The organism is Amycolatopsis camponoti (assembly GCF_902497555.1).
In the GTDB taxonomy this organism is placed as follows: Bacteria; Actinomycetota; Actinomycetes; order Mycobacteriales; family Pseudonocardiaceae; genus Amycolatopsis; species Amycolatopsis camponoti.
The window spans coordinates 893366-917941 of sequence record NZ_CABVGP010000001.1 but is presented as its reverse complement, the minus strand read 5'-3'; the positions used below and the strand labels follow the sequence as shown (position 1 = coordinate 917941).

Genomic DNA, 24576 nt, shown 5'->3' with positions numbered 1-24576 from the left:
GCCCGTCGGTGCTCAAGCCGCGACCCGGCCACCGGCCCGCAGCCGGCGCCGGATCCCGTCGTGGCCGAGCCCGTCCCAGCCGAGCCGGGCCAGCGTCCGGCCGGTCAGCCGGAAATCCTCGCCCCCGAGCACGGACATGATCGTGATGGCGGCGTCGACCATCGGCGTGACGACCCCGGCGCACCGCGCGAGTGCCTGCAGCGGCACGAGCGTGGAGCGGATGTCCTCGGTCAGGAACCGGTGGTCGAGGCTGGTCGGCGCGGCGATCGTCCGGTACGGCTCCACCGTCCGCAACGCGTCGAGCAACGTCGTGGCTGGGCAGCCGTAGTAGCGGTCGAGGATCTCGGTCATGGGCAGCAGCCGGGCACCGTACGCCCGCGCGACGGCGGCGAACTCGGCCTCGGTCCGCTCCAGCAACGCGATCGTGCGGTGCGAAACGCCTTCGACGTAGAAGAGCAGGTCCTCCGCGCGGTCGATGGTGCCGAGGTTGGCCAGCGCGATCGGCACGTGCGCGACCGCGCCGAAGTCGTGCAGGCCGCGTTCGACGGGGTTCCGCGCGACCTCCAGCATCGGGAACCACTCGCGCAGCAGCCCGGCGTGCCGTCCGACCGCGGACGGCGTGCTGCCGGAGATCAGGTTCCAGCCCTTGGCCCCCAGCACCGTCACCCCGCCGGTCCCGGACGGCCGGGCGGCGAACAGCGCGTCGGTCTCGACGACGTCGACCGCCGGTGCCCCGGCGGCGGCGAGCGCGTGCGCGAACTCGACGCTCCCGCACAGCTTGCTGGAGAACAGCACCACCACCTGCCCCGGGCGAAGGTGCGGCGCCAGCCGGACCGCGACCTCCGGATAGGCGGTGGTCACCGTCGCGACCAGCACCACGGCCCGCCCGGCCAACGACGCGGGGTCCGCCGTCACCTCCCGCAGCGGGAACCGACCGTCGAGCACCCCGCTCGCGACGATCTCCCGCCGGCGCGCGATGTCCCGCACAGCCGACAGATCCCGTGTGCAGAGGTGCACGGGCAACCCCAGTGACGCGAGGTGGGCCGCGACCGCCCGTCCCTCACCACCGGCCCCGACGACCCCGATCCCGTCCAGCCCGCTCATCCCGCCCACTCCCGTCACTCGGTACGCAGTGGACAGGTCGGCACACCGATCGGGAAAGTTCCCGCCGGAGCACGTTCCCGGAAATCCGCCCGCTCACCCCTGGGCGAGCGCCAGCGGCACCAGCTGTTCGGCCGTGGTGAGCGACCCGTGCTGCCCGATCAGCGACGTCTCCACGGCCTCGGCCAGCCCCCGCACCATCCCGAACCGCCCCCGGGCCGCCGCGACGACGTCGCCGATCCGCGGCAGCACCCGGTCGCTGACGGTGTGCCCGAACCACCCCTCGGCGACGGCCTCCTCGCGCGACCGCACCCAGGCCCGCTCACCCAGCACCGCCCGCCAGGCCGCGAGGACGTCCGCGGCCGCGCCCGGCTCGGTGTAGACGTGCCGGGCCCGCACCTCGCCCCCGAAGGTCCGGACCCCGGAAAGCAGCTCCGGGACGTCTTCGAGGTCGAGCTGGTCGTCGACGGCGACCATCCCGTGGTCGGCGACCACCGCGAGCAGGGCACCGGCCGGCAGACCGTCCACAAGGGACTCGACGAGCCGGTCGACCTGCCGCAGCTGCGCCCGCCACGCGGCCGAGCCGGGGCCGTAGACGTGCCCCAGCAGGTCGAGGTCACCGTGGTAGGCGTAGCAGAACGCGCGCCCGTCGAGCACGGACAGCGTCCGCGCGGCGAGGTCACCGAGCGCGTGCACCCCGGCGTACCGCGCTCCGCTCTGCGTGGCCAGGGTCAGGGCGGTGTCGCGGAACTTGGCGGCCGACACCACGGCCGCGTCGATGCCCGCCGCGGCGGCCCGCTCGAACGTCGTCGGCAGCGGCTGCACCTCGCGGGGCGGGAGGGCGCCACGCAGGTCGCTGCCGTCTTCGTGGCTGCACCAGCGCAACGCGTTCAGCACGCCGGTGCCCGGCATCTCGAACGTGTAGCCGACCATGCCGTGCTCGCCGGAGGCGAGCCCGGTGCCGATCGCCGCCACCCCGGCGGCCGTCGTGGACGGGAAACCCACGCGCAGCGGCTCCCGGGCCAGCTCGGTCAGCACCGGCGCGTCCGCCGCGTGCTCGGCCAGCAGCTCCCAGCCGAGCCCGTCCACCAGCAGGACCCCGGCGCTGCGGGCCTCCGGCAACCTCAGCGTGTTCCCGCAGCCGGGCACCCCGAGCGCGGCGAGCAGGGACGGGACGACCTGGCCGAGGTGCGGGACGTCGGCGAGCGTGGGCGGCTGCACGCGCCCAGCTTCCCACCCGCGGGGCACTCCGGCGATAATCGCGGCATGCCGACCTACGCCTACCGCTGCCGCGAGTGCACCGAGACCTTCGAGCTCCTGCGCCCGATGAGCGAATCGAGCGCGCCGGCGGCCTGCCCGGAGGGCCACGCCGACACCGTCAAGCTGCTCACCACGATCGCCCTCACCGGGGCCGCGAGCGGATCCACGGTCCCGGCGGGCGGTGGCGGTGGCTGTTGTGGCGGCGGCTGCTGCGGCTAGAGCACCTTCAGCGCCTGCTCCAGGTCGGCCCAGAGGTCCTCGACGTCCTCGAGCCCGGCCGACAGGCGGATCAGCTGGTCGGACACGCCCGCGTCGTGCCGGTCGCCCGCGTCGACGATCCGGTGGCTGATCGACCCCGGGTGCTGGATCAGGGTGTCGACGCTGCCGAGGCTGACGGCCGGCGTGATCAGCCGGACCGCGCCGATCAGGGCGTGCGGGTCGCCGTCGACCTCGAACGCCACCAGCGGCCCGCCGAGACGCGGGTAGTGGACGGCCGTCACCGCCGGGTGGTCGCCGAGCCGTGAGGCCAGCGTCGCCGCGGTGGTCGAAGCGGCGTTGACGCGCAAAGGCAGCGTGGAAAGCCCGCGCAGCAACAGGTATCCGGCGAGCGGGTGCAGCACACCACCGGTCGCGAAGCGGATCTGCCGGAGCCGGGCGGCTTCCTCGGCGTCGCACGCCACGATCCCGCCCATCACGTCGCCGTGGCCGCCGAGGAACTTCGTCGCGCTGTGCAACACGATCCGCGCACCGTGGCGGCCCGGGCGCTGGAGCACCGGGGTCGCGAAGGTGTTGTCCACCAAGAGAGGCACGTCCCCGCAGGCGGCCGCCAGCGCGGCGATGTCGGTCTCGGCGAGCGTCGGGTTCGCCGGCGTCTCGACGAACACCAGCCCGGTGTCGGGCCGCAGCGCGGCGGCGACGGCGTCCGGCGCGGCCCAGGTGACCTCGGTGCCGAGCAGCCCGGACTCGAGCAGGTGGTCGCTGCAGCCGTAGAGCGGGCGGACGGCGACGACGTGCCGTTTCCCTTGCGCCACCGCGGAAAGCAGGCAGGCCGAGACGGCGGCCATCCCGCTGGCGAACGCGACGCCGTGCTCGAAGCCTTCGAGCTCGGCGAGCGCCCGCTCGAACCGTTCGACGGTCGGGTTCCCGACCCGGCCGTAGATCGGCGGGCCGTCGAGTTCGCCACCGGCGGCGAACTCGTCGATCCGGGCGGCTTCGGCGGCACTGTCGCGGGAGGGGTAGGTCGTCGACAGGTCGAGCGGGACGGCGTGCACCCCGAGGTCCGTGAGGTCGTCACGGCCGGCGTGGACGGCACGCGTGCGCAGCGAGGAAGTCATGGCAGCATGGTCGAGCTTTCACCGGATCCGAGGCAACAGTCTCGGATATCATTCGCCGATGTCCGATTCTGTCGAACTGAGTCCGGTCGACCTCGAGATTCTGCGCCTGCTCCAGAACGATGCCCGGGTCACCAACAAGGACCTGGCGGCCGCGGTCGGCATCGCGCCGTCGACGTGCCTGGACCGCGTCGCCCGGCTGCGGGACACCGGCGTGATCACCGGGCAGCACGCGTCCGTCGACGCGGCGAAGCTGGGCCGTCCACTGGAGGCGTTCCTGTTCGTGCAGGTCCGCCCGCACCGGCGGCCGCTGGTGGACCCGTTCATCGAGCACCTGCTGTCCCTGCCCGAGGTGCGCGCGGTCTACCATCTGACCGGGCCGGACGACTTCCTCGCGCACGTCGCGACCAGCTCCGCCGGCGAGCTGCAGCGCCTGGTCCTCGACGAGCTGACCTCCCGGGACGAGGTCGCCCGCGTGCACACGAACCTCGTCTTCCAGCACTGGAGCGGTGGACCGCTGCTCCCGCCGGGTGCCTGAGTCACAGCGTCGCGAACCAGCGGCGGGTCTCGCGCGCGGACGTCAGCCGGACGACCGCGGGGCACGGCGGTTCGGCGGCCCAGCCCCGGATGGTCGCCCGCTTCTTCGCGAACGACCTGAAGTGCCAGCGGATGATCGAGTCCGTGGAGAACATCTGACGGAACGACTCGACGTTGCCGTTGCAGATCCGCTCTCGGGTCACCGAGCGCAGGGCGGTCCGGCGCACCAGGCGGGCCAGCGAAAGCCAGCGCGGGTAGTCGAGACCCACGATGAGCTGCGTGCGCGGCAGCACGACGTCCTTCCACCTGCTGTACGCCGCGTCGAGGACCCAGCGCTCCCCCGCGCACACCTCGGCGAGGCGGCGGCGCTGCTCCTCGTCGGGCACCTGGACCCAGCCCGGCTGCCAGGTCAGGTCGTCGGCCGAGACGTAGGGCAGGCCGGTGCGCTCGGCGATGCGGGCCGCGAGCGTCGACTTGCCCGAGCCGGTCACGCCGTAGACGACGATCCGCTCAGGCGTCGAGATCACGGGCGGGCTCCCGCGGTCCGCGGTAGGGCAGTGTCTGGCTGTAGACGATGCTCGTGGTCGTGCTGCCGAACTGGGCCAGCTCGTCCATCGTGTGCTCGAGGTGGGCCATCGAGGCCGCCGCGACCTTGAGCGTGTAGCAGTCGTCGCCGGTGGTGCGCAGGCATTCGAGGATCTCGAGGCGCTCGCCGAGCAGCTTGTGCAGCGCGTCGTGCCGGCTGCCGGGGTACTTGAGCCGGACGACGGCGAGCACCGGGTAGCCGACCTTGCCGAGGTCGATGTCGGCGCGGTAGCCGGTGATCACCCCGGCCGACTCGAGCCGCCGGAGCCGTTCGGTCGTGGCCGACGCGCTGAGGTTCACGCGGCGGCCCAGTTCGGTGAGCGGCAGCCGGGCGTCCTGCTGGAGCTCGACCAGGATGGCCCAGTCCGTCTGATCGAGAGTCTCGGTCACCGGGCGAATCTACCGCGAGATCCACGGCCGGAGCCGCCGAACACCGTGATCATTCCCTTCCGATCACGGCTTTGACCTCGATAGCCTTTCGTGGTGAAGATCGGCGTGAACGTCCCCAACTTCGGTCCCGGCACCGACCCCGGCGTGCTGCGCGCCTGGGCGCGGACCGTGGAAGGCCTCGGCTACGACCTGCTGATGGTTTCCGACCACGTCGCGATCACGCCGGACGTCGCCGGCCAGTACCCGGCGCCGTTCTACGAGCCGTTCACGACGTTGTCGTGGCTCGCGGGCGTCACCGAGTGGGTGCGGCTCGGCACCACCGTGCTGGTCGTGCCGTACCGGCATCCCCTGCTGGTGGCCCGGATGGCGGCGAACCTCGACGCGCTCAGCGGCGGCCGGCTCGTGCTCGGCGCCGGCATCGGCTGGGCGAAGCAGGAGTTCGACGCGCTCGGCGTCCCGTTCGAGCAGCGCGGGAAGCTCACCAGCGAATACCTCCGGACGATCCGCGCGGCCTGGGCCGACCACGACGACTACCGGGCCGGCCCGATCCCGCTGTGGCTGGGCGGGCACAGCGACGCCGGGCTGCGCCGTGCGGTGGAGCTCGGCGACGCGTGGCACCCGTTGCGGATGACGATGTCCGGGTTCCGGGAAGGCCTGGAGCGCCTGCAAAACGTGGCCGGCGACCGGCCGGTGCCGGCGTTCGCGCCGCGGATCCTCTTGCGGGTGACAGGAACCGCGGTGACCGGACCGGAGCGGCGTGCCGGGGAAGGCACTCTCGACCAGGTCCTCGACGACCTGGCGCAGTTGCGGATGCTCGGCGCGGACACCGTCGTGCTCGACCCGTTCGATGCGGACCCCGCCGAGACCCTCCACCCGGAGGTCGCGTGGCGGGACTTGGCGGCCGTGGCCGCGTCTTGGAAGGAGATCCGGTGAAGGACACCGAAGAAGCCCTGTTGCGGCGCGCGATCGAGCTCGCCCGTGAAGCGCGCGAGGAACACGGCAACCCGCCGTTCGGCTCCCTGCTGGCCGACGCGGACGGCAAGGTCCTCGCCGAGGACCGCAACACCTCGTTGACCGACAACGACATCACGGCGCACCCGGAGCTGAAGCTCGCCCGCTGGGCGGCGCAGAACCTGGCACCGGAGGCCGCCGCGGCGACCACGATGTTCACCAGCACCCAGCCGTGCGGGATGTGCACCGGCGCGATCGAGCGGTCCGGGCTCGGCCGCGTCGTGTACGCGCTGTCGACGGAACAGTTCCTCACGCTGCGCCCGCCGGTCACGTGGGGCGGGCACGAGCTCCAGGGCCCGGCACTGTTCGACGAGGCTCGCGTGCCGGTCGAGGGTTATTACCGGTGACGAGCTACGAGGTGCGGCCGGTGGCGCACGTCGAGTCGTCGCTCCAGGACCGTGGGACGGCCCCGAAGCAGGGCGACGAGGGCGCCCCACCGGCCCGGGTGGTGTTCGCCCCGGAGTTCCACCCGGCGGCGGCCGACCTCCGCCCGGGCGACCGCCTGGTCCTGCTGACGTGGCTGCACGAAGCCGACCGCGACGTCCAGTCGGTGCACCCGCGCAGCGACCCGGGCCGCCCCCGCGAAGGGGTCTTCTCGACGCGCTCCCCGGACCGCCCGAACCCGATCGGCCTCCACACCGTGACGGTGACGGCGGTCGAGAACGGCACGCTCACGGTGACGGGCCTGGAAGCCATCGACGGCACCCCGGTCCTGGACGTGAAACCGGTCCTCGTCGAGGTCGCCGGCCGCTGAGCCGCACGTTCACGCTGAACAGCGGCGGGTACGCCTACAGCACCTGTGGCCGCTCCGGCGGATACTCGGACATTACGACCGGGACGACGGTCACGGTCTACAACGCCGCGGGAACCGTGCTCCCCCAAGGCGCACTCGGGACGGGACGCTCAGGCGGCGCCGGCACGGGAACGTCGCGCTGAGCCTGGGAAGCTGATCAGTAATCCTTGAAGCCCTTCCCGGTCTTCCGGCCCAGCCGTCCGGCCGTCACGAGGTGCTCCAGCAGCGGCGCCGGTGCGAAACCCTCCTCGCGGAACTCGTTGTACAGCGTCCGCTGGATGGCCAGCGACACGTCCAGCCCGACCACGTCCAGTAGCTCGAACGGGCCCATCGGCAGGCCGCAGCCCACCTTCATCGCCGTGTCGATGTCGTTCGCCCCCGCGTAGTGGGCCTCCAGCATCTTCACCGCGTCGTTCAGGTACGGGAACAGCAGCGCGTTGACGATGAAACCCGCGCGGTCTCCACAGTGGACAGCGTGCTTGCCCACCGCCGAACAGACCGCGCTCGCCGTCGCGACCACGTCCGGGGCGGTCGCGATCGTCGAGACCACCTCCACCAGCTTCATCACCGGGGCCGGGTTGAAGAAGTGGAGACCGATCACGTCGGACGGCCGGGACGTCGCCGCCGCGCACTCGATCACCGGCAGCGAAGACGTCGTCGTCGCCAGCACCGCGCCCGGGCGGACGACTTCGTCCAGCGCCGCGAACACCGCCTGCTTCACCGGCAGCTCCTCGGCCACGGCTTCGACGACCAAGTCGACGTCGGCCAGCGCCTCGAAGTCGGTCACCGGGGTGATCCGCCCCAGTGCGAGAGCGGCGTCCTCTTCGGACAGCTTGCCCTTGACCACAGCCTTGTCGAGCGACTTCTTGACGCGAGCCACCGACGCCTGCGCCTTCTCCAGGCTCCGGGCGCGCAGCACGACCTCGAGACCGCGCTTGGCGAACACCTCCGCGATGCCGGTCGCCATCGTCCCCGTGCCGACCACGCCGACCCGGGCCACCGGCCGCGGCGGCACACCCTCCACTGTGGACTTCACAGAAGCGTCCGAGACCACGGTGGGCGAATCCGGCGCGTCGTAGGCGTAGAAGCCGCGGCCGGTCTTGCGTCCCAGCTGGCCCGCCGTGATCATCTGCTTGAGCAGCGGCGCCGGCGCGTGCAGCCGGTTGCGGGACTGGTGGTACATCGTGTCGAGGATCTCGTACGCGGTGTCGAGGCCGATCAGGTCGAGCAGCGCGAGCGGCCCCATCGGGTACCCGCAGCCGAAGCGCATCGCGGCGTCGAGGTCCTCGCGCGTGGCGTAGCGCTGCTCGTACATCCGCACCGCGTGGTTGAGGTAGCCGAACAGCAGCGCGTTCGCGATGAAGCCGGCCCGGTCGCCGATCACCACCGGCACCTTGCCGAGCCGCTCGGCGAACGCCACCACCTCGGTGACCACCTCCGGCTCGGTGACCACGGTCTTCACGATCTCGACGAGCTTCTGCACCGGCGCCGGGTTGAAGAAGTGCATGCCGACGACCTTGCCGGGCCGCGTGGTGTGCACCCCGATCTCGGTGATCGACAGCGACGACGTGTTGGACGCGAACACGACCTCGGGCCGGGTGATCTTGTCCAGCTCCGTGAGGACGTCCGCCTTCAGTTCCAGGCTCTCCGGGATCGCCTCGATCACGAGGTCCACATCGGACAGATCGGAGAGCGAGGTGCTGTACCGGATCCGGCCGAGCAGCTCCGCGCGCCCGTCCGCGTCGAGCTTGCCGCCGGAAAGAGCGCGCTCGGTCGAGTGCTCGAGGTGCCCGCGGCCCCGGGCGACGCCGGCTTCGTCGAGCTCGACCGTGACGACGTCGAGCCCGCTGCGCGCGAGCACTTCGGCGATCCCGGCCCCCATCGTGCCCAGGCCGACCACTCCGACCGTCGAGATGTCCCGCGCCATCGAGGCCTCCAGAGATGTTACTCGCTGGTAATTGGCCCCTGACTCTGCCACACGGGACCGTCGGAAGCCCAGACGGAATCGAGTCAGTACCGCGCAAGTCACCCGGTCGGCGAGCCGGATTCACTCGCCGAAGTTGCCGTCCACCAGCTCTTTCGCCTTGTCCAGGGCGGCGGGCGCCTGCGGTCCGCGTGCCCGTACGCGGATCCGGTCGCCCTGGCGGGCACCGAGCGACATCAGCGCCAGCACGCTGTGGGCGTCGGCCTCCTGGTCACCGAGCCGGACGGAGACCTCGGCGTCGAACGCGCTCAGGGCACGCGCCAGCACCGCGGCCGGCCGCGCGTGCAGCCCGACCTCGTTCCGCAGCACCAGCTCGACCTCGCCGCCATCACCGCCATCGCCGGGGGCGGGCTCGGCCGGAGTGAGGTCCTCGGGCATCCCGGCGGCCGCGGCGGCCTCCGCCACCGCCTTGCGGTCCTTGCCCGACTGCGCCGCGACCGCCGCCGCGATCGCGCCTTCGACCAGCGGGCCGTCCGCGACCAGGGCGGCCGAGGGGTCGGCCAGCGATTCGACGGCCAGCTCGGCGGTCATCTGCGCGCTGCCGAGGTCGTAGAGCAGCACGACGCCGTCGCCGGAGTCGGCGCGCTGCGTGGCCGCGACGACCTCGTCGTAGTCCGTGCCGATCGAGCCGTCGGAAAGACCCCCCGCGGCCAAGATGGTGACGTCCGGCGCCATCTGGGCGGCCAGCTCCGCCAGCCCCTCGGCGAGCTTCGAGCTGTGCGAGACGAGCACGATGCCGACGCTCACCGGGCAGCCTCGGCGAACGCGCGCAGCAGCAGTGCCGACGACCGCGCGCCGGGATCCAGGTGCCCCACCGCCCGCTCGCCCAGGTAGGACGCCCGGCCCTTGCGCGGCACCAGGTCCACAGTGGACTCCGCGCCGCGGTCGGCCGCGTCGGCCGCCGCCGTCAGCACCGCGGCGACGCCCCCGCCGTCCTCGGCCGCCTTCTCCGCGGCCGAGACCGCCGGGATCAGGGCGTCGACCATGGTCGCGTCGCCGCCCACGGCCTTCCCCCGGGCCTGGACGCCCTCGAGTCCCGCGCGCAACGCCTCCAGGAGGGCCGGAACGTCGAGGTCCTCGGCAGTACCGAGCTTCGTCGAGGCCCGCAGGAAAGCCGTGCCGTACAACGGTCCCGCGGCCCCGCCGACCTTGGAGATCAACGTCGTCGCGACGAGCTTGAGGACCGCACCCGGCGTGTCCGGCGGGCTCGCGTCCAGAGCCGCGACGACGGCGGTGAACCCCCGGTTCAGGTTCTCGCCGTGGTCGCCGTCGCCGATCGCGCGGTCGAGGTCGATCAGCTCGGCGCGGTGCTCGGCGACGACGGCCGCCGCGGCGCGCACGGCCGCCGCGACCCCGTCGGCCTTGCAGGTCATCAGACCCCCCACCGCAGCGCCGCGGTGTTCACCGGGGCGTCCCAGAGCTCGGTCAGCTCGTCGTCCAGTTTGAGCAACGTCAGACTCATCCCCTGCATCTCGAGGCTGGTGATGTACGGGCCGACCAGCCGGCGTTCGACCACGATCCCACGCTCGGCCAGCAGCCGCTCGGCGATGCCGTGCGCCAGGTACAGCTCGACGAGCGGGGTTGCGCCCATCGAGTTGGTGAACAGCAGCACGCGGTCACCGGATTCGAACGGCAGGTCCTCCACCACCGCCTGGACCAGCCGCGCCACCAGCGCGTCGGCCGGTTCGAGCGGGATCCGCTCGCGGCCGGGCTCGCCGTGGATGCCGATGCCGAACTCGATCTCGCCGTCGCCGAGGTCGAAGCTCGGGGTGCCGGCGTGCGGCACGGTCGGCGCGGTCAGCGCGACGCCGATCGACCGCACCTGGCCGATCACCTTCTGCGCCAGCGCGGTCACGGCGTCGAGCGAGTCGCCGCGCTCGGCGGCCGCGCCGGTGATCTTCTCCAGCAGCACCGTGCCGCCGACCCCGCGGCGGCCCGCGGTGTAGGTCGAGTCCTTGACCGCGACGTCGTCGTCGATCACGACGCTGCGCACCTCCAGGCCGTCGGCGGCGGCCAGCTCGGCGGCCGTCTCGAAGTTCAGCACGTCGCCGGTGTAGTTCTTGACGATGAGCAGGGCGCCCGCGTCGCCGGTGGTCGCGGTGACGGCGGCCTGCACGGCGTCGGGCGTCGGTGAGGTGAACACCGCGCCGGGCACGGCGGCGGCGAGCATGCCCTGGCCGACGAACCCGCCGTGCAGCGGCTCGTGCCCGGAGCCACCCCCGGAGATGACGGCGACCTGGCCGGCCACCGGCGCGTCGGCGCGGACCACGACGTCCGGATCCTCCTGGACGCGCAGGATGTCGGCGTGCGCGGCGGCGAGGCCCCGCAGCGACTCCGCGACGACGTTCGCCGGATCGTTGATGATCTTCTTCACGGCAGCCTCCGGCAACTTCGGCGGGTGGGTGTCCCCTTCCTACCTCTCCGCGCGGCCCGCCGCCAGGTCAAGGCCGGTCAGGGTTTGGGGAGCTTCGTGACGACGTTCTTCGCGACGGTGACCGCCTTGCCGCACGGGTCGTCGGTGTCCGGCTTGGCGTTGTAGTTCTCGTAGTCCACTTGGGCCAGTTCGACGTCGTCGCCCTGCCACGGCCGGTGCTGCCACTCCACCGAGCACCGCGACGCGCTCCCGTCGGCCTGCTTCCGGAAGGCCGTCACGCCGTTGCCGAGGTCCACCTTGGAGTAACCGTCCCCGGCGATCGGCGGCAGTCCCGGTTGGAACTCGACGGTCACGGCCGGGTTGGCGCCGTTGCTCCGCCACTGGCAGGAGTGCAGGCCCGAGGGCGCGGACTTCGCCGACGGCACGGTGGCGGCCACCGCCGTCGTGTCGGCCATCGCGCAGGGGTCGGCGGTCAGCAGCGTGCCCGCCGGCGTCGAGTACTTCTCCGGCGAGTTGTGCACCTTCTGCACGATGGCGTCCATCAGCGTCCGGCCGGGCCGGCACGGGTCGCCGGGGTAGGTGACCGTGAGCGTCAGGGCCATGTCCGGGTTCAGGGCCGTCATGGTCGCGACCGTGCAGCTGGTCTCGTCGGTCTTGTCGACGCGCAGTGGCAGCCCGCCGGCCTGCCCGGTCGTCTTGTCCGCGTGCGGCAGCAGGGTGTTGCCGATCTCGAAGTCGAGCCGGATCTCCTTGCCGCCGGGGTCCTTCACCTTGTTGCCGCACCGGTCGAAGGCGATCGACGACGGCGACGGGTCGTCCTCGACCGTGCCGAGACCCAGCGCGCCGAGCGCCTCCTTGGTCAGGAACTGGCACGGCTTGATCGTGCGCAGCACGTTCGCCGCCACGGCGGCGTCGGTGATCGGGCCGTCGGAGATCTGGCCGGCGCCGGCCGCCGCGGGCACCGTCGTCCGCGCGAAGTTGGACTTGCCGAGGTCCTGCCCGCACGCGGTCAGCGGCAGCGCGAGGGCGGTGACCAGCAGGAACAGCTTCAGGAGACGGCGGCGTCGAACGTCAGGGAGCACGCGGTGCACGGTAGCCGGAACCTCGCGTCCCTGTCCGGACAACCCGGCTATTCGACCTTCGCGGGCGGTGTGTCGGCGTCCTCGGGCTCGGCCGGCACGACGAGCGGCCGGACCCGCGCCCAGATGATGAACGCCGCGGAGACCACCAGCATGCCGAGGCCCGCCCACAGGTTGATGTTCACCCCGGCCGCCTTCTCCCGCTCGGCGTCGGACGTGAACCAGAGGCCCATCACCGTGAGGATCACGCCGTAGACGCCGATCAGCAGGGCGATGATCAGCCGGATGTCGAAAGCGCCCGCCTTCCGCGGTCGCGCGCCGGACTCGGTAGCCATGACGGACCTCCTAGAAGATGACGTTGAGGGCGATGGTCAGGATGAGCACGATGCCGGCGAGCAGGCCCGGCCTGCGGTACCAGCCCGCGTTCTCGCCGGTGTCGTCGTGCTTGCGCGTTTCCTTCGGGGTCAGCGAGTAGACCAGCCCCACCAGCTCTTCGTCCGGCTTCGGCTTGGTCGCCAGCGACACCGCGACGCTCACCACGATGTCGACGACGAACGCGGTCCCCGCGGCGACGAAGCTGGTGCCCTGGCCGCTCAGGCCGATCACCCCGGCCTGCGACAGTCCCCAAACGGTGATCGCGGACGCGGTACCGAGCACGAGGCCGCTCCAGCCGGCGTGCGGCGTCATCCGCTTCCAGAACATGCCCAGGATGAACGTCGCGAACAACGGCGCGTTGAAGAAGGAGAACAGATCCTGCAGGTAGTTCAGGATGTTGCCGGAGTTCGACGCGATGAACGCGGTGCCGATGGCGAGGATCGTGCCGACCGACGTCACCACGCGCCCGAGGCGCAGGTAGTAGCCATCCGGCTTGTCCTTCTTGATGTACGTCTGCCAGATGTCGTACGTGAAGACCGTGTTGAAGGAGCTGAGGTTCGCGGCCATGCCGGCCATGAACGAGGCCAGCAGACCGGCGATCGCGATGCCGAGCATGCCGTTCGGCAGCAGGTCGCGCATCAGCAGCAGGAGTGCGTTGTTGAACGTGACGCCGCTTTCCGCCTTGCCGCCGTCGAGCAGGACCTGCTTGTCCTTGACGTACTCGGAGACGGTGACGGCGGCGATCATGCCCGGGATGATCACGATGAACGGGACCAGCATCTTCGGGAACGCGCCGATGATCGGCGTGCGCCGCGCGGCGGACATGCTCTTCGACGCCATCGCGCGCTGGACCTCGACGAAGTTCGTCGTCCAGTAACCGAACGACAGCACGAAGCCGAGACCGAACACGATGCCGAGGATCGACAGGATGTTGTTGCCGAAGCCGGTCAGGTTGTCACCGGGCCACGAGTGCAGCTGCGCGGTGCCGCCCGGGCTGTTGGTGACCTTGTCGACCAGGCCCTGCCAGCCGCCGACCTTGACCAGGCCGATGATGGTCAGCGGGACCAGGGCGATGACGATCACGAAGAACTGCAGGACCTCGTTGTAGATCGCCGCGGAGAGACCGCCGAGCGCGGTGTAGGAGAGCACGATCGCGGCGGCGACGATGATCGACACCCAGAGCGGCCAGCCGAGCAGCAGGTTCACCACGCTGGCCAGCAGGAACAGGTTCGCGCCCGCGATCAGGATCTGAGCGGCGGCGAAGCTGACGCCGTTGACGAGGTGGGCCGGCTTGCCGAAGCGGCGGCGCATGAACTCGGGAACGCTGCGGACCTTGGAGCCGTAGTAGAACGGCATCATCACGATGCCGAGGAACAGCATCGCCGGGATCGCGCCGATCCAGAAGTAGTGGACGGTCGGCAGGCCGTACTGGGCGCCGTTGGCCGACATGCCCATGACCTCGACCGCGCCGAGGTTCGCCGAGATGAACGCCAGGCCGGTGACCCAGGCGGGCAGCGAGCGGCCCGACAGGAAGAAGTCGAGACTGCTGGACACCTGACGCCGTGCCAGGTACCCGATGCCGAGCACCAGCACGAAGTAGAACGCCAACTCGATGTAATCGATCGCGCTCGCGTCGAGTCGCAGGTTCGCATCGGCTAGGACGAGCATCCGACCCACCTCTTTTCAACTGGACAACAACCCACAGGAATCACCACTGTCCTGTCGGATCCGGACAGTACTGCATGGATTCAGGGTCGGCACGCCGACGTGTCCAAAGTGGTCAGAAGGCGCGTCCCCCCTGCCTTTGAGCTGGGGAAACGCGCCTTCTGTCACGCACCGCGGGAGCGGTTGTGGATCACCGGTCGGTGGGAACCGCGATCTCGCCGTCTTCTTCGATCAGCTTGGCGAGCACGGCGTCGGGCAGGTAGGTGCGGTGCGGGTAGCCCGGGCCCCACGAGTTGAGCAGCGGCACCGCGCCGAGCTCGTCGGCCCGCGGGTTGGCGAGCACCGAGTGCACGTCGTCGACCGACTTGGCCCAGCGGAACGCTTTGATGCCCTGCTTGGCCTCGGGCGGGTACTTCTCGCGCGCCTGCCAGTCGTCGTTGGCGTACGAGTCGTCCCAGAGGACGTGCCCGGCCTCCTTGAGCACTTCGGCCGCGGCGCGGACCGACGTGCCGTTGTCGTCGCCGGGGTTGGTCTCGGGCCACTCGTCGCGCTTCTTGGCCGAGTCCCAGAGCCAGCGGGCGGTGTACTCGCTGCCGTTGAAGATCGACATGCAGCGCGACCAGCCGAAGCCGACGCAGGCGCCTTCCTTGCCCTGGTCGTAGAACGCGTAGTTGGCGTCGGTGTCCGGGGTGCCGCCCGGCTCGAGGCAGACGCAGTGGCCGCCGCGGATCCGGCCCAGCTTCTTGACGCCGGCCTTGGCGATGAAGAACTCGCCGGAGGCCTCGTCCTTCTCCGGGGTGTCGAACGCGGAGTACCAGTTCACCCCGATCACGACGGGCGCCTGCGTGGGCCGGTCGTCGTCGGACAGCGCGGTGAGCGGATACCTTTCCACGTGCCGCCAGTCGTCCGGAATGAACCGGCCCAGGCGCGGGTCGGCCGGATCGGAACCGAGTGGGCGGTAACGCATGACTTCCTCCTCCGTGCAGGCGAAAACGCGCGCGCACCGGCCGGACAGGCGCGCGCACACGAGCTCGAAGGCGGACTGAAACGTAGGCACGACAAAGAAAGACGGCCGAGCGCACCACCCTCCGGCCACGCCGGACGCGCCGGCGGAACCCCTCGAAATGAGTGTGCCACTGGCGCACGTGAAAGGATCCCGAACTCACCCGAACAGCGCAAAAAGGCAGGTCAGAAAGGAGCCGATCACTTCTCGGACGCCTATCGGGTTAACGATTTCCTTGCGGAGGAATCATCCGGGAATCAGATACCGCAATTGGGCATCGATCCGGTATCGGCGCTGGGCCCGCCCCTCGGGCCGAGCGGAGGCACCGAGGTCACCCGCACCTGAAACAACGGGCGCGCTTCCCGCGATCTTCTTCCCACGATCACGGAGGTGCCGATGAAGCGAACGATCGTCGCGATGATGGCCACGGCAGGGCTGCTGGCCGGCTGCTCGGGCGGGACTGCCGCGCCGGCGGCCACCACGACCGTGACCGTCACGACCACCCAGCCCGCGGCCGAGCCGTCCGCCGCCGGTGTCGCGGCACCCGCGGCACCGGGCCGGATCACCAAGCAGGTCGGGGAGCAGATGGGCAGCTACCCCGAGGCGCAGGGCTCGCCGTCCGGTCCCGCCACCGCGACGGGCACCATCACCGAGATCAAGAAGTCGCGCAGCCGGTTCACCGGTGAGTTCGCGCTGCGCGTGTCCGCGACCGTGCGGACGGGCAACGACGACGACACCAACGCGGACGCCATGCGGGTCTGGTGGTGCGGCTCGGGAGCCTGGTCCACCCTCGACCCCGATACCGGCGAGCAGCTATCGCCACGCGGCGGCATGATGATCAAGGGTGAGAACCACATCTCGAGTTTCGCTCGCGGCAAAACCTACTCGTGCACCTTCGACGCCGACGGCCTCGCGGACCACGGCCTGCTCATCCTCGGCGACCTGTCGACGCCCGGCACCTACGCGATCGCCTTCGACGTGCGATGAACCTCAATCCACCCGCCGGAAGCGCGGCACCACGCCGTCCGGGGTCTCGACCGTCTCTCCGAACATCGCTTCCGGACGCACCCACAACCCGCGCGCTCCATACAGCGCCCGGTACACGACCAGCTCTTCTTCCGTCTCGCTGTGCCGCGCGACCCCGAGCACCTCGTACTCGCCGCCCTTGTAGTGCACGTACCGTCCGGGTTCCACCGTCAGAACAGCCGGAACTCGTCGGACTCGATGCCGCGCAGCTCGTCGTAGTCCAACGTCAAGCAGCGGATTCCGCGGTCCTCCGCCAGCGTTCGCGCCTGGGGCTTGATGATCTGGGCCGCGAACACGCCCTGGACCGGGGCCAGCAGCGGGTCGCGGTTCAGCAGCTCCAGGTACCTCGTCAGCTGCTCCACCCCGTCGATCTCGCCGCGGCGCTTGATCTCCACCGCCACCGACTTGCCGTCCGCGTCGCGGGCCATGATGTCGACCGGGCCGATCGCCGTCGGGAACTCGCGGCGGACCAGCGTGTAGCCGTCGCCCAGGGTCTTGATGTGCTCGGCCAGCAGCTCCTGCAGGTGGGCCTCGACGCCGTCTTTCTGCAGACCCGGTTCCACGCCCAGCGCCTGGGAGTAGTCGTGGAAGACCTGCTCGATGGAGATCACCAGCTTCTCGCCCTGCTTGTTCTCGACGATCCAGAGATTGCCGTCCTCGATCAGCCAGCAGGGCGGGCTCATCCAGTTCAACGGCTTGTACGCGCGGTCGTCGGAGTGGACCGACACCGACCCGTCGGACTTCACGAGCAACAGGCGGGTGGCCATCGGCAGGTGGGCGGTGAGCCGGCCGGCGTAGTCGACCTGGCACCGCGCGATCACGAGACGCACCCGAGGAGGGTAGGACAGGGTCGGTGATACTGGGCGCGTGGACCCCATTCAGCGTGTCGCGTCCCGCGAGGTGTATCGGAACAACTGGATGACCGTGCGGGAAGACGACATCCGCCGCCCCGACGGCTCCGCGGGCGTCTACGGCGTGATCGACAAGCCGGACTACGCCCTCGTCATCGCCCAGGACGGCGACCGGTTCCGGCTGGTCGAGCAGTTCCGCTACCCGCTCGACGAACGCCGCTGGGAGTTCCCGCAGGGCACCGCGCCCGATCTGGCCGACGTGCCGCCCGCCGAGCTGGCCGCGCGGGAGCTGCGCGAAGAGACGGGCCTGCGCGCCGGCTCGATGGTGCCGCTCGGCAAGCTCGACGTCGCCGCCGGCATGAGCAGCCAGCGCGGCTGGGTGTTCCTCGCCACGGACCTCACCGAAGGCGAGCCCGAGCGCGAGCTCGAGGAGCAGGACATGCGCAGCGCGTGGTTCTCGCGCGCGGACCTCGAGAAGATGATCCTGGCCGGCGAGATCACCGACGCGCAGTCGATCGCCGCGTGGGCGCAGCTCATGCTGTTCGAGCGGCACCGGCCCTGAGCATCCCGCGGATCACCAGGTGGTGGAACGGCTTGATCAGCGCAAAGTAGGCCGGGCCGACGCGGTTGTGGAAGTGCACGATCGTGCCGAGCCGGAAGCCACGAGGCACGGCTTCGACCGTCAAGTACCCGCTCAGGTGGCTGTCGTCCGCGCCCGCGACCAGGTAGCGCTCCGGGTCGCCGGCCCGGACCGTGAAGAACGCGACCCGGTCGCCGGGCGCGAACCCGATGTCCTCGGGCCGGAGCCGGCCGGTGCGCGGAACGGCCGCGGTGTCCAGCCGCAGCGCTTTGGCCAGCAGGTACCGGGCGCCGAACAGGACTTTCACCCAGGCGGGCGACCAGCCGAACACGCCGGCGACGAACTCGCGCAGGCTGTTCTCGCTTTCGATCTCCTTGAACTCGACGTAGTCGGCACCCTCGACGAACGGTTCGGTCATTTCCTTCTCCCCAGAACGAGTTCAAGCGCACTCTTCAGCTGCCGGCCGGACAGCGGCGGCACGACCTGCCCGGCACCGACGACGATCAGGTACAGCGCCTGCGCCAGGCCGGCGTCGCCGCTGACCTCGGTCAGGTAAGCCACGCGCGCTCGGTCGACACGCTCCTGGACCGCCCTCGCTTCGGCGTCCTGCAGGGCCCACGCCCGGACGGCGATCTCGAGCCCGAGGCCGGGTCCGGGCGCGAGAACGAGCTTCAGCAACGCGCCCAAGCGGTCCCCCGAGGCCGCCTCGGCCTGCTCGACGAAGCGGGTCGTGCGCTCGGTCTCGAAGTGCTCCAGCAGGGCCGTGCGGAAGCCGCCCGTGCCCTTGAAGTGGTGGTAGAAGGAGCCTTTCGACAGGCCGAGCCGCTCGGCCAGCCGCTCGATCGTCACCGCCGGCGCGCCCTGCTCCGCCAGCAGCACCAACCCCGCGTCCAGCCAGTCCCGCTTGCTCACCATGAGCCAGACCATACCGTATGGTATGGACCTCGGCCACGACGAAACCCCCGCCGGGACGCGGGTGGGCTCAGTCAGGCCAGGAGGGCTTGCGCTTCTCCAAGAAGGCGGCCATGCCTTCGCGGGCGCCGGGCAGCTGCGACGCCGCGGCCATGACCTCCAGCGCGATGGCGTAGGCGTCGGCCTCGGGCCGGTCGAGCTGGGCATAGAGCGTCACCTTGCCCATCGACTTGCTGGCCCGGCTGCCGCGCGTCGCCCGCGCCAGCAGATCCCCGACGGCGTCGTCGAGCTGCTCGTCCGGGACGACCCGGTTGACCAGGCCCCAGTCGAGCGCGGTCGCCGCGTCGATGACGTCGCCCGTCAGCGCCAGCTCCATGAGCCGCTTGCGGCCGATCGAACGCGCCACCGGCACCGCCGGCGTGTGGCAGAACCAGCCGCCCTTGCCGCCCGGCAGCGCGAAGCCCGCCGACTCGGCGGCGACAGCCAGGTCGCACGACGCCACGAGCTGACAGCCCGCCGCGGTGGCCAGGCCGTGCACCCGCGCGATGACCACCTGCGGAATCGACTGCATGGTCTTCATCAGTTCGGTGCACACCGTCAGCAGCTCGCGCACGCCCATAAGGTCGCGCTTGGCCACGTCCCCGAAGTCGTGCCCCGCGGAGAACACCGGTCCCGCGCCGGCCAGCACGACGCCGGTGGCGTCGGACGTCCCCGCCGCGCGGAACGCGGCGAGCAGCTCGGCGAGGTGATCCGCGGACAGCGAGTTGCGCCGCTCCGGCCGGTTCATGGTGATCGTGACGGTGTCGCCGTCCCGGTTCATCAGGAGGTGCTCGTACATTCCCCGACCGTAGCCCTTCCGGACCGGAAGGTGCGCCGATAGCTGTCCGGGCCGACACCCACTTCGGCACGCATCCGGCGGCGCAGGTTCGCCGCCGTCCCCAGCCCGGACCGCTCGGCGACGCGCTCGACCGGCAGCGCCGTCGTCTCCAGCAGGCGCTGCGCGAGCCGGACGCGCTGCACGCGCAGCCAGCGCCCCGGCGTCACCCCGGTCGCCGCGGCGAACTCGCGGTGGAACGTCCGTTCGCTCATCCGCGCGTGCCCGACGAGGTCCTCGACCCCGATGCCGGAACCGAGCCGCGCCATCGCCCAGTCCATTGTGGACGACAATCCGGGCTGCGTGGCGGAAGGCACCGGACTGTCGACGTACTGCCGCTGCCCGCCTTCACGCGCCGGCGGCATCACCAGCCGCCGTGCGAGGGCGGCGGCGACGTCCGCGCCGTGGTCGCGCCGGACCAGGTGCAGGCAGAGGTCGAGGCCGCCGACGACACCCGCCGACGTAAGGACGCCGCCGTCGTCGGTGTAGAGAACGTCGCGCTGGAGGTCGGCCCGCGGTGCGGCGACGGTCAAGGCGTCGAAGTCGCGCCAGTGCGTGGTCGCCGGGCGGCCGTCGAGCAGGCCGGCCGCGGCCAGCGTGAACGCGCCCGAGCACAACGCGGCGACGGTCGTCCCCGCGCGGTGCGCCCGCCGCAGTGCCGCGGCGGCGGCCGGCGGCACCTCGGCGAGCGGGTCGTCGCGGCCCGGCGCCAGGACGAGGTCGCAGCCGTCGAGGCCGGTCAGCCCGTGCGTCGCCGCGACGTCGCCGAACGGCGAGACGGCCGTGCGGACCCGGCCCTGGCTGCACAACCGCAGGGTGAACGGGCCGATCCCGCTGTCGGTCCGGTCCTGGCCCCAGACCTCGCCGATCACCGCGAGGTCGAACATCCGGGTGCCCGGCAACAGGAGAACGCCGATCGTGCGCATGGCAGGAAAGTACCGCATCGCGCGTCTTCTGCCGCTCCCCTGCGAGACCGCAGCCCGCGAAACTCGACGTCATGACCGAAACGGCACTGATCCTGATCGACGTCCAGCGCGGGTTCGACGAGCCCGTCTGGGGCCCGCGCAACAACCCCGGCGCGGAGGCGAACATGAAGGCCCTGCTCGACGCGTGGCAGGAGCGGCGGCTCCCGGTCGTGCTCGTGCACCACGACTCGACCGGGCCGAAGTCGCCGCTGCGGCCCGGCCAGCCCGGCAACGACTTCAAGCCCGAACTCGACGGCGCCCGCCCGGACCTCGTGTTCGGCAAGAAGGTCAACTCGGCGTTCATCGGCGACGTCGACCTCGACGCGTGGCTGCGCAAGCGGGGCATCACGAGCTTCGTCCTCGCCGGGATCCAGACGAACTTCTGCTGCGAAACCACCGCGCGGATGGGCGGGAACCTCGGCTACGACGTGACTTTCGCGCTCGACGCGACGTTCACGTTCGACCTGCCGGGCGTTGACGGCGACGTAGTCACCGCCGACGAGCTGTACCGAGTCACGGCGGCGAACCTGGCGAACCAGTTCGCCACCGTGAAGTCCACGAAGGAGATCCTGGCCGGCCTCAGCTGAGGCCGTTGCGCTCCCGGATCAGCGAGACGATGCCGTCCATGATCCCGGTCAGCTCGTAGTCCTTCGGCGTGAACACGCGGGCGATGCCGCGCTCGGTCAGCAGCGCGGCGTCGTCCGGCGGGATGATGCCGCCGACGATCACCGGGACGTCGCCCGCACCCGCGGCACGCAGGCCGTCGACGACGTGCGGGACGACCTCCAGGTGCGAACCGGAGAGCACCGACAGCCCGACGACGTGCACGCCCTCCTGCACCGCGGCCGCGACGATCTGCTCGGGCGTCAGCCGGATGCCCTGGTAGACGACCTCGAAGCCGACGTCGCGCGCCCGGACGGCGACCTGCTCGGCGCCGTTGGAGTGCCCGTCGAGGCCCGGCTTGCCGACCAGGATCCGCAGCCGCTCGCCCAGTTCCGCTTCGGTGGCGCGGACGCGTTCGCGCACCCGCTCGATCTCCGGGTCGCCCCCGCCGCCCGCCGCGGCCGCGGAAACCCCGGTGGGCGCCCGGTATTCGCCGAACACCTCGCGCAGCGCGCCGGACCACTCGCCGGTGGTCACGCCGGCCCGCGCACAGTCCACAGTGGCCTCGAAGAGGTTTTCCGTGGTCCGCGCGCGTTCCTTCAGCGTGGCCAGTGACCGCTCGACGGCGGCGTCGTCGCGCTGGGTGCGCCACTCCTCGATCGCGGTGACGGCGGCCTTCTCGACGGCGGGGTCGATCGTCTCGATCGCCTTCGCGCCTTCGGCCTGCAGCGGCGACGGCTCGGTCGTTTCGAACTTGTTGACGCCGACCAGGATCCGCTCGCCGTTTTCCATGCCCCGCCGGTACTCGGCGAGCGAACCGACCAGCTGTGACTTCATGTAGCCGCTCTCGACCGCGGCGACCGCGCCGCCGAGGTCCTGCACGCGGGCGATCTCCTCGCGCGCGCCGGTCATGATCTCGTCGACCTTGGCCTGGATGACGTGCGAGCCGTCGAAGATGTCCTCGTACTCCAGCAGGTCCGTCTCGAACGCGAGCACCTGCTGCATCCGCAGCGCCCACTGCTGGTCCCACGGCCGGGGCAGGCCGAGCGCCTCGTTCCAGGCGGGCAGCTGGATCGCGCGGGCGCGGGCGCCGCGCGAAAGCGACACCGCGAGCATCTCGAGCACGATCCGCTGGACGTTGTTCTCCGGCTGGGCTTCGGTGAGCCCGAGCGAGTTGACCTGGACGCCGTAGCGCAGGCGGCGCGCCTTCGGATCCGTTACGCCGTAACGGTCCCGGGTGAGCTCGTCCCAGAGCGCGGTGAACGCGCGCATCTTGGACATCTCCTCGACGAACCGCACCCCGGCGTTGACGAAGAACGAGATCCGCGCGACGACCTTCGCCATGTCGGCCGCGTCGACCTGCCCGGAGTCGCGCACGGCGTCGAGGACGGCGATCGCGGTACACAGTGCGTAGGCGACCTCCTGCGTCGGCGTCGCGCCGGCTTCTTGCAGGTGGTAGCTGCAGATGTTGATCGGGTTCCACTTCGGCACGTGGTGCACGGTCCACGCGATCATGTCGGTGATCAGCCGCAGGCTCGGCCCCGGCGGGAAGATGTAGGTCCCGCGGGACAGGTACTCCTTGATGATGTCGTTCTGCGTGGTGCCGGTGAGCTTCGCCAGGACCTCGTCCACGTCGCGGCCCTCGGCCTCGGCCTGCTCGCGCGCCACGGAGACGTACAGCGCGAGCAGCCACATGGCGGGCGCGTTGATCGTCATCGACGTGTTCGCCTCGGCGAGCGGGATGCCGTCGAAGAGCCGCCGCATGTCGCCGATGTGCGACACGGGCACGCCGACCTTGCCGACCTCACCGCGGCTGAGCTGGTGGTCCGGGTCGTAGCCGGTCTGGGTCGGCAGGTCGAAGGCGACCGAGAGGCCGGTCTGGCCCTTGGCGAGGTTGCGCCGGTAGAGCTCGTTCGACGCGGCCGCCGAGGAGTGGCCCGCGTAGGTCCGCATCACCCACGGTCGGTCTCGCTCGCGGTCCGTTGGGTACGGCACTGGGCACCTCCGGCGGTGGACGTTTCGCTGAGTGTACCGATCGGTAACTTATGGTGGCAGTGCAATCGGACACGTCCGGGTGACTCAGTCCACGTCCTGCGCCTGCACGATCAGGTCGCGAAGGCCCCCGGCGTCCGGCACGGCGAACAGGACGATCGGGCGCTGCTGGTTCCGGCTCGGCAAGCCGAAGCCGAAGATGTCCACCGTGACGACCGGCGGGTGGAAGGTGAGCGTGCCGAGGCCGCCGCGGGCGGGGGAGGTGACCGGGGTGGTCAAGTCCATCCACGTGCGGGTGTAGCCCGAGACGCGGTCGGCCACGACGACCCGCTGATCGGTCACCGCGTACACCGCGCGATGCGTCGTCCACAGCCGCCAGAGCACCGGCCCCCAGACGGCGGCGAGTGCCAGGACGACGAGCGTCAAGCCGCCCGGAAAGGTGACGACGGCGAACACCGCCGCCGGGACCGTGCCGAAGACGAGGCGGAGCCACTCCAGGCCGGTCGGGACGACCCGCTGCGGCCGGCCCGACCACAGCAGCCACTCGCCCGGCTCCAGGACGATGATCGGCTCATCCACGGCACTCTCCCCGGTCGTCTTTGCCGGGCTGACGCTCCGGAAGGCCGTGCCGGTTGCCTTCAGGCGGCCGAAGTGCCGGTTTCCGGCGGCGCCTGACGCGCCTTGGCCTCGTCGATGGCCTTGGTGAGCAGGTCGCGGACGCGCTTGGGTTCGCCGACGCCCATCAGCGTCACCGCGCCCGGTCCGAAGGTGATGGTGCCGGCGCGGGACGGCCCCGGCTTGAGGACCGGCGCCGGGAGCCCGGCCAGCTCGCTCGCGCGTTCCTTCTGCCGGAACAGCCCGGACCGCGCGATGACCCGGCTGTCGGTCACGGCGTAGGTGGTGCGCCCGAGCGCGAGGTACCGGACGGCGGACCGGCCGACGGCGCCGTACAAGCCGATCACCAGCACCACGACGGCCCCGGCCATGGCACCTCCGCTGGGCTGCTTCGCGAGCAGGAACCAGAGCGCGGCGATGGTGACGATGAGTCCGGCAGGGGCGATCACCCCGTCCGCGGCGACGTAGAACGGGCGCTGGACCGGCTCTCCCGCCCAGAGCACGCGCTCACCGGGCAAAAGCTCGATTTCCCCTGCTGACATGGCCGAACACTACTCTGCGGAGACCACTCCCGCCGAGCCTCGAGCGCGCTGTACGCACTCGCGCACGCTCCGTGCCCGCAAGGCCGGCGATGTGACGGAAATCCGCGAGACCGCACCGGTACCCCTCG

General features: G+C 71.2%; 30 protein-coding genes. 8 read left to right on the top strand and 22 right to left on the bottom strand.

The features are described 5' to 3' along the window. Positions 1-12: 12 nt before the first annotated feature. Positions 13-1104 (bottom strand): NAD/NADP-dependent octopine/nopaline dehydrogenase family protein, encoded by a 1092-nt coding sequence (locus tag AA23TX_RS04460; RefSeq protein WP_196425178.1) that lies wholly within the window; start codon positions 1102-1104, stop codon positions 13-15. Positions 1105-1197: 93 nt separating this feature from the next. Beyond that, the gene (locus AA23TX_RS04455; protein ID WP_155541313.1) at positions 1198-2322 is read right to left on the bottom strand and encodes an alkaline phosphatase family protein; all 1125 of its coding nucleotides are present in this window, start codon (positions 2320-2322) and stop codon (positions 1198-1200) included. A gap of 45 nt (positions 2323-2367) precedes the next feature. On the opposite strand from AA23TX_RS04455, the gene AA23TX_RS04450 reads away from it, so the two are divergent. Further along, positions 2368-2580, top strand: coding sequence for an FmdB family zinc ribbon protein (locus tag AA23TX_RS04450; RefSeq protein ID WP_155541312.1), 213 nt, complete (start codon positions 2368-2370; stop codon positions 2578-2580). Here the strand turns inward: AA23TX_RS04450 and AA23TX_RS04445 are convergent. After that, complete coding sequence (locus AA23TX_RS04445; RefSeq protein WP_155541311.1) at positions 2577-3695, bottom strand: trans-sulfuration enzyme family protein; 1119 nt, start codon at positions 3693-3695, stop codon at positions 2577-2579. The two genes, AA23TX_RS04450 and AA23TX_RS04445, sit on opposite strands and share 4 nt — an antisense overlap. Positions 3696-3753: 58 nt before the next feature. Here AA23TX_RS04445 and AA23TX_RS04440 point away from each other — a divergent pair, with 58 nt between their 5' ends. Next, positions 3754-4230 (top strand): Lrp/AsnC family transcriptional regulator, encoded by a 477-nt coding sequence (locus AA23TX_RS04440; RefSeq protein WP_155541310.1) that lies wholly within the window; start codon positions 3754-3756, stop codon positions 4228-4230. A 1-nt stretch (position 4231) separates the two neighbouring features. Here AA23TX_RS04440 and AA23TX_RS04435 read toward each other — a convergent pair whose 3' ends face one another. Further along, entirely contained in the window at positions 4232-4756 is a 525-nt protein-coding gene (locus AA23TX_RS04435) for a P-loop NTPase family protein (RefSeq protein ID WP_155541309.1), read from the bottom strand. Beyond that, the gene (locus AA23TX_RS04430) at positions 4740-5204 is read right to left on the bottom strand and encodes an Lrp/AsnC family transcriptional regulator (RefSeq protein ID WP_155541308.1); all 465 of its coding nucleotides are present in this window, start codon (positions 5202-5204) and stop codon (positions 4740-4742) included. Before AA23TX_RS04430 ends, AA23TX_RS04435 begins: the two co-directional genes overlap by 17 nt. 93 nt (positions 5205-5297) lie before the next feature. Here AA23TX_RS04430 and AA23TX_RS04425 point away from each other — a divergent pair, with 93 nt between their 5' ends. The 3 genes from AA23TX_RS04425 to tsaA are packed head-to-tail and all read left to right on the top strand — an operon-like array spanning position 5298 to position 6969. Next, entirely contained in the window at positions 5298-6137 is an 840-nt protein-coding gene (locus tag AA23TX_RS04425; RefSeq protein WP_155541307.1) for an LLM class flavin-dependent oxidoreductase, read from the top strand. Then, complete coding sequence (locus AA23TX_RS04420; RefSeq protein ID WP_155541306.1) at positions 6134-6562, top strand: nucleoside deaminase; 429 nt, start codon at positions 6134-6136, stop codon at positions 6560-6562. Before AA23TX_RS04425 ends, AA23TX_RS04420 begins: the two co-directional genes overlap by 4 nt. Then, positions 6559-6969, top strand: a complete 411-nt coding sequence (tsaA, locus tag AA23TX_RS04415; protein ID WP_230862338.1) for a tRNA (N6-threonylcarbamoyladenosine(37)-N6)-methyltransferase TrmO — start codon at positions 6559-6561, stop codon at positions 6967-6969. Before AA23TX_RS04420 ends, tsaA begins: the two co-directional genes overlap by 4 nt. Positions 6970-7165: 196 nt before the next feature. Here the strand turns inward: tsaA and AA23TX_RS04410 are convergent, their stop codons facing one another. The 8 genes from AA23TX_RS04410 to AA23TX_RS04375 all read right to left on the bottom strand — a co-directional run bounded on the left by AA23TX_RS04410 (position 7166) and on the right by AA23TX_RS04375 (position 15452). Then, complete coding sequence (locus tag AA23TX_RS04410) at positions 7166-8935, bottom strand: 3-hydroxyacyl-CoA dehydrogenase family protein (RefSeq protein ID WP_155541305.1); 1770 nt, start codon at positions 8933-8935, stop codon at positions 7166-7168. Positions 8936-9055: 120 nt separating this feature from the next. Further along, entirely contained in the window at positions 9056-9739 is a 684-nt protein-coding gene (gene dhaM / locus AA23TX_RS04405; RefSeq protein WP_155541304.1) for a dihydroxyacetone kinase phosphoryl donor subunit DhaM, read from the bottom strand. Continuing rightward, on the bottom strand, positions 9736-10365 hold the full coding sequence (gene dhaL, locus AA23TX_RS04400; protein WP_155541303.1) for a dihydroxyacetone kinase subunit DhaL: 630 nt from the start codon (positions 10363-10365) through the stop codon (positions 9736-9738). The genes dhaM and dhaL overlap by 4 nt, the downstream gene beginning before the upstream one ends. Further along, the gene (gene dhaK / locus AA23TX_RS04395; protein WP_155541302.1) at positions 10365-11366 is read right to left on the bottom strand and encodes a dihydroxyacetone kinase subunit DhaK; all 1002 of its coding nucleotides are present in this window, start codon (positions 11364-11366) and stop codon (positions 10365-10367) included. The genes dhaL and dhaK overlap by 1 nt, the downstream gene beginning before the upstream one ends. Positions 11367-11443: 77 nt before the next feature. Beyond that, entirely contained in the window at positions 11444-12448 is a 1005-nt protein-coding gene (locus AA23TX_RS04390) for a DUF3558 domain-containing protein (RefSeq protein WP_230862337.1), read from the bottom strand. 47 nt (positions 12449-12495) lie between these two features. Continuing rightward, positions 12496-12780, bottom strand: a complete 285-nt coding sequence (locus AA23TX_RS04385) for a hypothetical protein (RefSeq protein ID WP_155541300.1) — start codon at positions 12778-12780, stop codon at positions 12496-12498. A 10-nt stretch (positions 12781-12790) separates the two neighbouring features. Beyond that, on the bottom strand, positions 12791-14488 hold the full coding sequence (locus tag AA23TX_RS04380) for a sodium:solute symporter family protein (RefSeq protein ID WP_155541299.1): 1698 nt from the start codon (positions 14486-14488) through the stop codon (positions 12791-12793). Between the two features lie 187 nt (positions 14489-14675). Continuing rightward, positions 14676-15452 carry a hypothetical protein gene (locus AA23TX_RS04375; protein ID WP_155541298.1) on the bottom strand — a complete coding sequence of 259 codons (777 nt, stop codon included), beginning with the start codon at positions 15450-15452 and terminating at the stop codon, positions 14676-14678. Between the two features lie 432 nt (positions 15453-15884). Between AA23TX_RS04375 and AA23TX_RS04370 the strand changes: the two genes are divergently transcribed. Further along, entirely contained in the window at positions 15885-16475 is a 591-nt protein-coding gene (locus tag AA23TX_RS04370) for a hypothetical protein (protein ID WP_155541297.1), read from the top strand. 3 nt (positions 16476-16478) lie between these two features. On the opposite strand, the gene AA23TX_RS04365 is transcribed toward AA23TX_RS04370, so the two are convergent. After that, positions 16479-16682, bottom strand: a complete 204-nt coding sequence (locus tag AA23TX_RS04365; protein ID WP_155541296.1) for a DUF1653 domain-containing protein — start codon at positions 16680-16682, stop codon at positions 16479-16481. A 2-nt stretch (positions 16683-16684) separates the two neighbouring features. Next, a complete protein-coding gene (nucS, locus tag AA23TX_RS04360) occupies positions 16685-17344 on the bottom strand; it encodes an endonuclease NucS (protein ID WP_196425177.1) in 660 nt (219 codons plus the stop codon). Positions 17345-17381: 37 nt separating this feature from the next. On the opposite strand from nucS, the gene AA23TX_RS04355 reads away from it, so the two are divergent. Continuing rightward, positions 17382-17927 (top strand): NUDIX domain-containing protein, encoded by a 546-nt coding sequence (locus AA23TX_RS04355; protein ID WP_155541295.1) that lies wholly within the window; start codon positions 17382-17384, stop codon positions 17925-17927. On the opposite strand, the gene AA23TX_RS04350 is transcribed toward AA23TX_RS04355, so the two are convergent. The 4 genes from AA23TX_RS04350 to AA23TX_RS04335 all read right to left on the bottom strand — a co-directional run bounded on the left by AA23TX_RS04350 (position 17899) and on the right by AA23TX_RS04335 (position 20657). Beyond that, entirely contained in the window at positions 17899-18363 is a 465-nt protein-coding gene (locus AA23TX_RS04350; protein WP_155541294.1) for a DUF2867 domain-containing protein, read from the bottom strand. The genes AA23TX_RS04355 and AA23TX_RS04350 overlap by 29 nt on opposite strands. After that, positions 18360-18860: a TetR/AcrR family transcriptional regulator gene (locus AA23TX_RS04345; RefSeq protein ID WP_155541293.1), complete on the bottom strand. Its 501-nt coding sequence runs from the start codon at positions 18858-18860 to the stop codon at positions 18360-18362. Before AA23TX_RS04345 ends, AA23TX_RS04350 begins: the two co-directional genes overlap by 4 nt. 67 nt (positions 18861-18927) lie before the next feature. Further along, a complete protein-coding gene (locus tag AA23TX_RS04340; protein WP_155541292.1) occupies positions 18928-19695 on the bottom strand; it encodes an enoyl-CoA hydratase-related protein in 768 nt (255 codons plus the stop codon). Further along, the gene (locus AA23TX_RS04335) at positions 19677-20657 is read right to left on the bottom strand and encodes a GlxA family transcriptional regulator (RefSeq protein WP_155541291.1); all 981 of its coding nucleotides are present in this window, start codon (positions 20655-20657) and stop codon (positions 19677-19679) included. Before AA23TX_RS04335 ends, AA23TX_RS04340 begins: the two co-directional genes overlap by 19 nt. 71 nt (positions 20658-20728) lie before the next feature. Between AA23TX_RS04335 and AA23TX_RS04330 the strand changes: the two genes are divergently transcribed. Then, positions 20729-21283: a cysteine hydrolase family protein gene (locus tag AA23TX_RS04330; RefSeq protein WP_155541290.1), complete on the top strand. Its 555-nt coding sequence runs from the start codon at positions 20729-20731 to the stop codon at positions 21281-21283. Here AA23TX_RS04330 and AA23TX_RS04325 read toward each other — a convergent pair. From AA23TX_RS04325 to AA23TX_RS04315, 3 genes are all read right to left on the bottom strand, one after another. Then, the gene (locus AA23TX_RS04325; protein ID WP_155541289.1) at positions 21276-23294 is read right to left on the bottom strand and encodes a protein meaA; all 2019 of its coding nucleotides are present in this window, start codon (positions 23292-23294) and stop codon (positions 21276-21278) included. The genes AA23TX_RS04330 and AA23TX_RS04325 overlap by 8 nt on opposite strands. Before the next feature lie 84 nt (positions 23295-23378). Further along, positions 23379-23870: a hypothetical protein gene (locus AA23TX_RS04320; protein WP_155541288.1), complete on the bottom strand. Its 492-nt coding sequence runs from the start codon at positions 23868-23870 to the stop codon at positions 23379-23381. A gap of 59 nt (positions 23871-23929) precedes the next feature. Beyond that, positions 23930-24448 carry a PH domain-containing protein gene (locus tag AA23TX_RS04315; protein WP_155541287.1) on the bottom strand — a complete coding sequence of 173 codons (519 nt, stop codon included), beginning with the start codon at positions 24446-24448 and terminating at the stop codon, positions 23930-23932. Positions 24449-24576: the final 128 nt, after the last annotated feature.